General features: G+C 60.9%; 10 protein-coding genes. 9 read left to right on the forward strand and 1 reads right to left on the reverse strand.

The annotated features are described in order from the left end of the window. Positions 1–145: 145 nt before the first annotated feature. Entirely contained in the window at positions 146–1,138 is a 993-nt protein-coding gene (locus EN964_RS17685) for a bifunctional helix-turn-helix transcriptional regulator/GNAT family N-acetyltransferase (protein ID WP_127276580.1), read from the reverse strand. 160 nt (positions 1,139–1,298) lie between these two features. On the opposite strand from EN964_RS17685, the gene EN964_RS17690 reads away from it, so the two are divergent. The 9 genes from EN964_RS17690 to EN964_RS17730 form a co-directional block, all read left to right on the forward strand. Next, the gene (locus tag EN964_RS17690) at positions 1,299–1,583 is read left to right on the forward strand and encodes an acylphosphatase (protein WP_127268654.1); all 285 of its coding nucleotides are present in this window, start codon (positions 1,299–1,301) and stop codon (positions 1,581–1,583) included. Between the two features lie 59 nt (positions 1,584–1,642). Next, on the forward strand, positions 1,643–2,293 hold the full coding sequence (locus EN964_RS17695; RefSeq protein ID WP_127268653.1) for a TetR/AcrR family transcriptional regulator: 651 nt from the start codon (positions 1,643–1,645) through the stop codon (positions 2,291–2,293). Positions 2,294–2,359: 66 nt separating this feature from the next. Further along, entirely contained in the window at positions 2,360–3,523 is a 1,164-nt protein-coding gene (locus EN964_RS17700) for an isovaleryl-CoA dehydrogenase (protein WP_127272451.1), read from the forward strand. A 160-nt stretch (positions 3,524–3,683) separates the two neighbouring features. Beyond that, positions 3,684–4,511 (forward strand): DUF1444 family protein, encoded by an 828-nt coding sequence (locus EN964_RS17705; RefSeq protein ID WP_164748953.1) that lies wholly within the window; start codon positions 3,684–3,686, stop codon positions 4,509–4,511. A gap of 9 nt (positions 4,512–4,520) precedes the next feature. Further along, the gene (locus EN964_RS17710; protein ID WP_127272452.1) at positions 4,521–6,128 is read left to right on the forward strand and encodes a carboxyl transferase domain-containing protein; all 1,608 of its coding nucleotides are present in this window, start codon (positions 4,521–4,523) and stop codon (positions 6,126–6,128) included. A 195-nt stretch (positions 6,129–6,323) separates the two neighbouring features. After that, entirely contained in the window at positions 6,324–6,692 is a 369-nt protein-coding gene (locus tag EN964_RS17715) for a hypothetical protein (RefSeq protein ID WP_127269365.1), read from the forward strand. A 39-nt stretch (positions 6,693–6,731) separates the two neighbouring features. Further along, entirely contained in the window at positions 6,732–7,103 is a 372-nt protein-coding gene (locus tag EN964_RS17720; protein WP_127269364.1) for a hypothetical protein, read from the forward strand. 69 nt (positions 7,104–7,172) lie between these two features. Further along, positions 7,173–7,517, forward strand: coding sequence for a hypothetical protein (locus tag EN964_RS17725; protein WP_236382870.1), 345 nt, complete (start codon positions 7,173–7,175; stop codon positions 7,515–7,517). Between the two features lie 49 nt (positions 7,518–7,566). Continuing rightward, a partial coding sequence (locus EN964_RS17730) for a biotin carboxylase N-terminal domain-containing protein (RefSeq protein WP_164775864.1) occupies positions 7,567–7,725 on the forward strand: 159 nt, incomplete at its 3' end.

Here is a 7,725-nt window from a genome sequence, read left to right on the forward strand (position 1 = left end):
ATGGTGCCACGGCTCGACCGCTGCATCCGCATCAGCGTCGGTCTCGATCACGAGCTCGACATTCTTGCCGAGGAGTTGCCTGGCGCGCTGGCAACAGCGCGGGGAAATTAGGTTCCGTCTGCAAGCAAACCAGCTGCAAAGCAGCCTACAAATCCATTTCCCAGGTCTGGCCGGTCAGATCCTTGCCGAAGCTGTGGTGGTGCTCCTGCGAGACCAACCTGAAGCCGGCGCGTTCGTAAATTGCGCGCGCCGCGACGAGGATGTCGTTGGTCCACAGCACCAGCTTGGCGTAGCCGCAAGCCCGGGCCTGGTTCACGCATTCCGCGACCAGTCGTTTGCCGATGCCGAGGCCGCGCGCCGACGACTCGACATGCAGCATTCTCAGCTTGGCCACTTCGTCGTCCTGATGAACCAGGCACACCGCGCCGACCGGCTCACCACCGCGCTCTGCGATCCAGCAGAAATCGCGGCCGGGCACGAAATTGCGAATGAAATCGGCGCCGATCTCGGCGAGCATGGCCTCGAACTCGATCGTCCAGCCATATTCCTCGGCATAAAGTTGGGCCTGGCGCTGCACGACCCAGCCGACATCGCCGACGCGATGCGGCCGCAACGTCACCTCGCTGCTGTCACGGGTGCGATCGCCCAGCAATTCCCCCGCCTTGCGCAAGGCGCTGCGCAGTTCATGCAACCTGTCGTCGGGGACGCTTTCGATCAGCCGCGCCGTGTCCCGATCGGCCGCCGCCTGCAGTCTGGCAAGCGCTGCCTCGCCTCGTGAGGTCAGCGAGAGCACCCTTCGGCGCCGGTCAGCCGGGTCCGTTCTGGCCTCGGTCAGCCCCTGGCCCGCAAACTTGCGCAGGATCCGCGTCAGATAGGCGGCATCGACACGCAACTGTCTTGATATTTCGGAGGCCGCCGGGCCATTCTCCAGCCGAAAAGCACCAGCCAGGAAACCTCGCTCCCCGGCGATTTCGGCGGAAGCCGGGTTGCTGCGGTGACCCAGTTCGAACAGCACGCGCGCCTCGGTCAAAGTGAATGCACTTTGTGTCAGCGTCTCGTCGAGAAGGCCGACGGTGCGCGTGTAGAAGCGATTGAAGCGCCTGACATCGGCCACCAATGCGTTGCGTTCGTCCAACATCCGCAGCCATTCCTAAGGCAGCCGTATTTTCCAAAATTAGTGGACGGAGTCAATTAAATTTTGAGCCAGAGAGGCCAGCCATTGCGCTCGCGCGCAGTTCCCAGGTTGCATTCCTCACGCCACGCGCCAGATTCAAAACGAGACAGGCTTGGAGAGATTCATGGCTGATCGTCGCAGGGAAGTGCTGACGCGGGTCTACGGCAATGTGCAAGGCGTCGGCTTCAGGGCCTGGGCTCGGGATCAGGCCACGAGCCTTGGCCTTGCGGGCTGGGTCCGCAATGAGGCGGATGGGTCTGTAACGGCCCAGATCGCTGGGCTCGATGAGGCGGTCTCGAAAATGATCGAGCGCCTCTGGAAAGGGCCGGCCGGGGCTTCGGTCTCCAGGGTCGACGTCGAGGACTTGGCAACACAACACCTTCTTGTCGGGTTCAGGATCATTGCCTGAGCGCGCCGCCTTGAATTAATCGAACGTTCGTTTTATTATCACTCCACAGAGGAGCTGACATGGCGCGCACGACCGGATCCGATGGCGAAAAGACCGAAGCGACCATCCGTGGGGCGGCGGTCAACCTCATCGCGCGGTTTGGCTACGAAGCAATGTCGATGCGCCAGCTTGCCGCCGAGGTCGGCGTCCAGGCGGCCGCGCTCTACCGCTATTTTCCAACCAAGGAAGAGCTTCTGTTCACGCTGATGCGCGAGCACATGGAGGGTCTGGCCACAGCATGGGAAGCAGCCCGCCCGGCGGACGCAGATTCGGCGCAACTGCTCTCGGCCTATGTGCGCAATCACATCGCCTTTCATATCGAGCGACGGCACGCCACGCATGTGTCGAACATGGAATTGCGCAGCCTGTCGCCCGAACGGCTGACGCAGATCCTGCGCATGCGCACTGCCTACGAAAAGGAACTGCGCACTATTTTACGCGATGGCGCCGAGACGGGCACCTTCAGCATCGACGACACCGGGCTGACCGCCATGGCACTGATCCAGATGATGACTGGCGTCATCGTCTGGTTTCGGCCGGGCGAACGCCTGTCGATCGCCGAAGTGACCGCGACATATCTTTCAATGACAATGCGGCTCGTCGGCGCGAAGATCGACGCCTACAGCGCCGCGCGCCCCTTCGGGCGCGCAAAGGACGCTGCAGCATTTTGATTTCGCGCATGATCCCTTTCCGAAAATCAAAGTCGATTTTCGGGGTCATGCGCAGGGAGGAGAAAAATGTACACGAACACGCTCAGCTTCGGGCATGACGAGGAGATCGAGGCGCTGCGCGACTTGGTGCGGCGCTTCGCCCAGGACCGGATCGCTCCGATCGCCGCCGACATCGATCGCTCGAACGAATTTCCGGCGCATCTGTGGGGTGAACTCGGTGCGCTCGGCCTGCTCGGCATCACGGCCGATCCCGATTTCGGCGGCAGCGGCATGGGCTATCTCGCGCATGTGATCGCCGTCGAGGAAATCTCGCGCGCTTCGGCCTCGGTCGGCCTCTCCTATGGTGCTCATTCCAATCTCTGCGTCAACCAGATCAACCGCTGGGGAACGCCAGCGCAGAAGGGAAAATTCCTGCCGCCACTGTGCTCGGGCGAGCGGGTCGGCGCGCTGGCGATGTCGGAACCCGGCGCCGGCTCGGACGTCGTCTCGCTCAAGCTGCGTGCCGAAAAGCGCAACGACCGCTACGTGCTCAACGGCACCAAGATGTGGATCACCAACGGGCCTGACGCCGAGACCCTGGTCGTCTACGCCAAGACCGACCCGGACCTGAAATCGCGCGGCATCACCGCCTTCATCGTCGAGAAAGCGATGGCCGGGTTTTCCGTGGCGCAAAAGCTCGACAAGCTCGGCATGCGCGGCTCCAATACCGGCGAACTGGTTTTTTCGGATGTCGAAGTGCCGTTCGAAAACGTGCTGCACGAGGAGGGCCGTGGCGTCGAGGTGCTGATGTCGGGCCTCGACTATGAGCGCACCGTGCTTGCCGGCGGCCCGATCGGCCTGATGGCGGCATGCCTCGACGTGGCGATCCCCTACGTGCATGAGCGCAAGCAGTTCGGCCAGGCGATCGGCGAGTTCCAGCTGGTGCAAGGCAAGCTGGCCGACATGTACACGGTGATGAATGCCGCGCGCGCCTATGTCTATGCCGTTGCCGCCGCCTGCGACCGCGGCCAGACGACACGCAAGGACGCCGCCGGCTGCGTGCTGTTTGCCGCCGAGAAGGCGACGCTGATGGCCCTCGACGCCATCCAGCTGCTTGGCGGCAATGGCTATATCAACGACTATCCGACCGGCCGCCTGCTGCGCGACGCCAAGCTCTACGAGATCGGCGCCGGCACAAGCGAAATCCGCCGCTGGCTGATCGGCCGCGAGATCATGGCCGAGGGGATGTGATGCCTAGCAAGGGAATGCAAGTGTGCCGGACTGCGGATTGCTTGACACGTCAAACACCCATCTCGTGGGAGGCTGTAGTTTTGCGAGTATTGAGAGATAAGCAGGGCCATAGATGATCCTCTCATTGGCGCATCCAATCACAAGGCGGGGAATATTTGCGATGGCTTTGTTTTCCTCAATTGCGGGCTTTCTCGGACAAGCCAAGGCGCAGAAGCGGCGCTTCTCTGACATTGCGGAATTCAGAGGGCTCGTAATCGCCGCACTCAAACGGCAGCCGGGTGTCGATAGCGCTATCGTAGACCCATCGGATCCCGCAAAGATCAGTGCAAAAATCGGCGGCGTGGAAGTGACGCCCGACGTCACAAACGTGTTCGGCTACTTAAACTCATACCCCGACGAGGACGCTGATGCGGCTATAGACAGACTTGTCCGAAGCCTCACCGAAACGCGACCGACCAAGGCGAGCGAAGAAAATCTCATCGCGGTGATCCGGACCCAGCAATATGTCGAGCACCTCAAATCGATGGGTTTGGATTTGTTGTATGAACCGCTGGTTGGTGAGATCTCGGTTGTCTATATGGTCGACCTTCCGGATTCGGTGTCACCCGTGGCACCAAAAGACTTCCCAGGTCGGGCGCTTTCGGATTTGCGGGTCGTTGCGCTGGACAACGTAAAGAAATGGCTTCCTAGAATTGTTTCCGACGGAGAAGCCGCGTTAGCGTGCCTGTATTATGTCGACGGCAATACTATGTTGTCCACAAGCCTTATACTTTTTGACGATTTCTGGTTGTCAATCAAACCACAGTTTCCTGGCGATGTTTTGTTCGCTCTGCCACGCCGAGACCAGTTGTTCGTCTTCGATGCAGGCAATCCGCAAGCCCAAAGCGCGGCCAGGCAGATGATAGACGTTACGTTCAAGGACGGTTTCAATCTGCTGTCCGACAAGATTTTCGAACGCCGCAACGGCAAACTCCTGGCGCAGATGTAGGGGTTGGACATGGCTCCATTGCAAACCCAGATCTCCCCCTCCTCCGAAACCTTCCGTGCCAATGCCGAGCGCATGCGGGCGCTGGTCGCCGACATTGCGGAGAAGGCGGCGGCCGTCGAGCGCGGCGGCTCGGAGGAAGCGCGCGAACGGCATGTTTCGCGCGGCAAGCTGTTGCCGCGGGAGCGCTTGGCGCAATTGCTCGACACCGGCTCGCCCTTCCTCGAGATCGGCCAGTTCGCGGCATGGTCGATGTATGGCGAGGAGATCTCTTCGGCCGGCATGATCGCCGGCATCGGCCGCGTCGAAGGCACCGAAGTCATGGTCGTCGTCAACGACGCCACGGTGAAGGGCGGCACCTACTATCCGCTGACCGTGAAGAAGCATTTGCGGGCGCAGGAGATCGCGCTGCAGAACAATCTGCCTTGCATCTACCTCGTCGACAGCGGCGGCGCCAACCTGCCCAACCAGGACGAGGTGTTTCCCGACCGTGAGCATTTCGGCCGCATCTTCTACAACCAGGCCAACATGTCCGCCGCAGGCATTCCGCAGATCGCCTGCGTCATGGGTTCCTGCACGGCGGGCGGAGCGTATGTGCCGGCGATGTCCGACGAGACGATCATGGTGCGCAACCAGGCGACCATCTTCCTCGGCGGTCCGCCGCTGGTGAAGGCGGCCACTGGTGAAGACGTCAGCGCCGAGGATCTCGGCGGCGCCGATGTGCACACGCGGCTTTCCGGTGTTGCCGACCACTATGCACTCGACGACGACCATGCGCTCGCCATTTGCCGACGCATCGTCAAAAACCTGAATCGGAACAAGACTGTAAGTCTGAACTTACAGAAATCGATTCCGCCGCTTCATCCCGCGGATGAACTGTACGGCATCGTGCCTACCGACCTGCGCCAGCCCTATGACGTCCGCGAGGTGATCGCGCGCATCGTCGACGGTTCCGAATTCGACGAGTTCAAGCAGAATTACGGCACCACGCTGATCACCGGCTTTGCCCATCTGCATGGCATGCCGGTCGGCATGATCGCCAACAACGGCGTGCTGTTTTCCGAAAGCGCTGTGAAGGGCGCGCACTTCATCGAGCTGTGCTGCCAGCGTAAGATCCCGCTTGTCTTCCTGCAGAACATCACCGGCTTCATGGTCGGTCGAAAATATGAAGCAGGCGGCATCGCCAAGGACGGCGCCAAGCTGGTGATGGCGGTCGCCACCGCCAGGGTGCCGAAGATGACTGTCATCATCGGCGGTTCGTTCGGCGCCGGCAATTACGGCATGTGCGGCCGCGCCTATTCGCCGCGCTTCCTGTGGATATGGCCGAACGCCCGCATCTCGGTGATGGGCGGCGAGCAGGCGGCAACGGTGCTTGCCATGGTCAAGCGCGAAGGCATCGAGCGCAAGGGCGGGGAATGGAGCGCCGAGGAGGAGGCGAAATCCAAGAAGCCGATCCTGATGAAATACGAGCATGAGGGCCATCCGCTCTATTCGTCCGCACGCCTCTGGGACGACGGCATTATCGACCCTGCGAAGACGCGCGACGTGCTGGCGCTCAGCCTGTCCGCTGCGCTCAACGCCGAAATCGAGGACACGCGCTTTGGCGTGTTTCGGATGTGAGAATGGACGGTCAACTTCGACGGCCAAACGGCGGAACTATAGCGGCAGGCCGTTGCTGCCGTGCGAAAAGGCTGAACTGTATGGGCCAATCGATTCATCAGCATAAGCGGCTTCGATTCTCAAACAGTGAACTGGCGGCGAGGCAAAATATTCGCTACTGCTTATCCAGCATGGGGCAATGGGGACGGGCTGAAAATGAAACTGAAATATTGCCAGGGAACGGCTGCTTCGATACTTTCTGTATTTCTAATATTAACAGCGACCGACGCCGGCTCGGCGGAATCGCTCGCAGGACGCAAGGGAGACGTGCGTTTTCCGCCGACCTTGGGTTCGGGCGAATGCAACGTTGCCTACAAGGGTTATGTCGCGGCGAGCGGTCATTCGGCCTACGCTACAACCTTTTATTCGCGTGTCGTCGACCTCTACATTGTCTGCGGGACGAAGCTCAACGCGCCGTCCCAGAAGGCGGCGGAAGAGACGGCGCTGCGCAATTGCCAAGCCGGCTTGACACGGTGGAAGCTCAAGACCGCGAGTGGCGGCTGCGCAATCTCGTCATCGAAATAAGCAACCAGCCGAGACTTTTTTGCGAATGGGGGAAGCAGTATGAAATCCTGGACCCGCAAAGGAGCAGCCACCTCTATAGTGGCAGGCTTGCTGATCGTGGCGGCCCCCACCGCCGCCATGGCCGGATCGCTGGCAGGCAGCAAGGGCGACGTGCGCTACCCAGTGACCATTCCTATAGGAACCACCGGGGGCTGCGGGAAGGCTTACGCAGCGTATCTCGCAGCCGCAGGCCATTCGGCTTTCGCGGCGACGCCAATCGTTCCGGCGACCGAGTACTTCGTTTGCGGCGTGAAGCTGAATGCATCGTCGCAGAAGGCGGCTGCGGAACTGGCACTGAAATCCTGTCAGGCCAGCAAAAGCAAATACAAGGTTACCGTTGCCGGCGCCTGCAGCATCGCCGCGTCCAAATAGGCCGGAAAACGCCCGGTTTTTCTCGTTGGGTAAGACAAGATGAAATCCACGAATTCCAGGCGAACAGCCATGGCGATATTGGCCGGATTGCTGACGGTCGCCGCGTGCGGCGCGGGCATGGCCGGCTCACTCACTGGAAGCGAGGGAGACAAGCGTTTCCCGCCGTACCTGCCGCGAAATCCCAAGGATCCCTGCACCAAGACCTACAAGGCCTATGTCGCGGCCGGTGGCCATTCAGCGTACGCAACCACTCCCTACGCGCGGATAATGTCGTCGTACATAGTTTGCGGCGGCCACCTCAACGCACCATCTCAAAAGAGGGCCGAAGAGTTGGCGATGAAATCCTGTCAGTCAACCCGCGGCCACTACAAGGTCACGACCGGCGGCGCCTGCGAGATCGCTGCCTCCAAATAGGCTGGCGCCTGCCAGAATGGCGCTGCCCGAGGCAAAACCGGGAGGCTCCATGTTCGCCAAGATCCTGATCGCCAATCGCGGTGAGATCGCTTGTCGTGTCATCCGGACGGCGCGCAAGATGGGTGTGCGCACTATCGCCGTCTATTCGGATGCCGATGCGAGATCCCTGCATGTCGAGATGGCCGACGAGGCGGTGCATATCGGCCTC

Origin of the sequence: Mesorhizobium sp. M7A.F.Ca.CA.001.10.2.1 (assembly GCF_003998575.1) — a bacterium.
Lineage (GTDB): Bacteria > Pseudomonadota > Alphaproteobacteria > Rhizobiales > Rhizobiaceae > Mesorhizobium.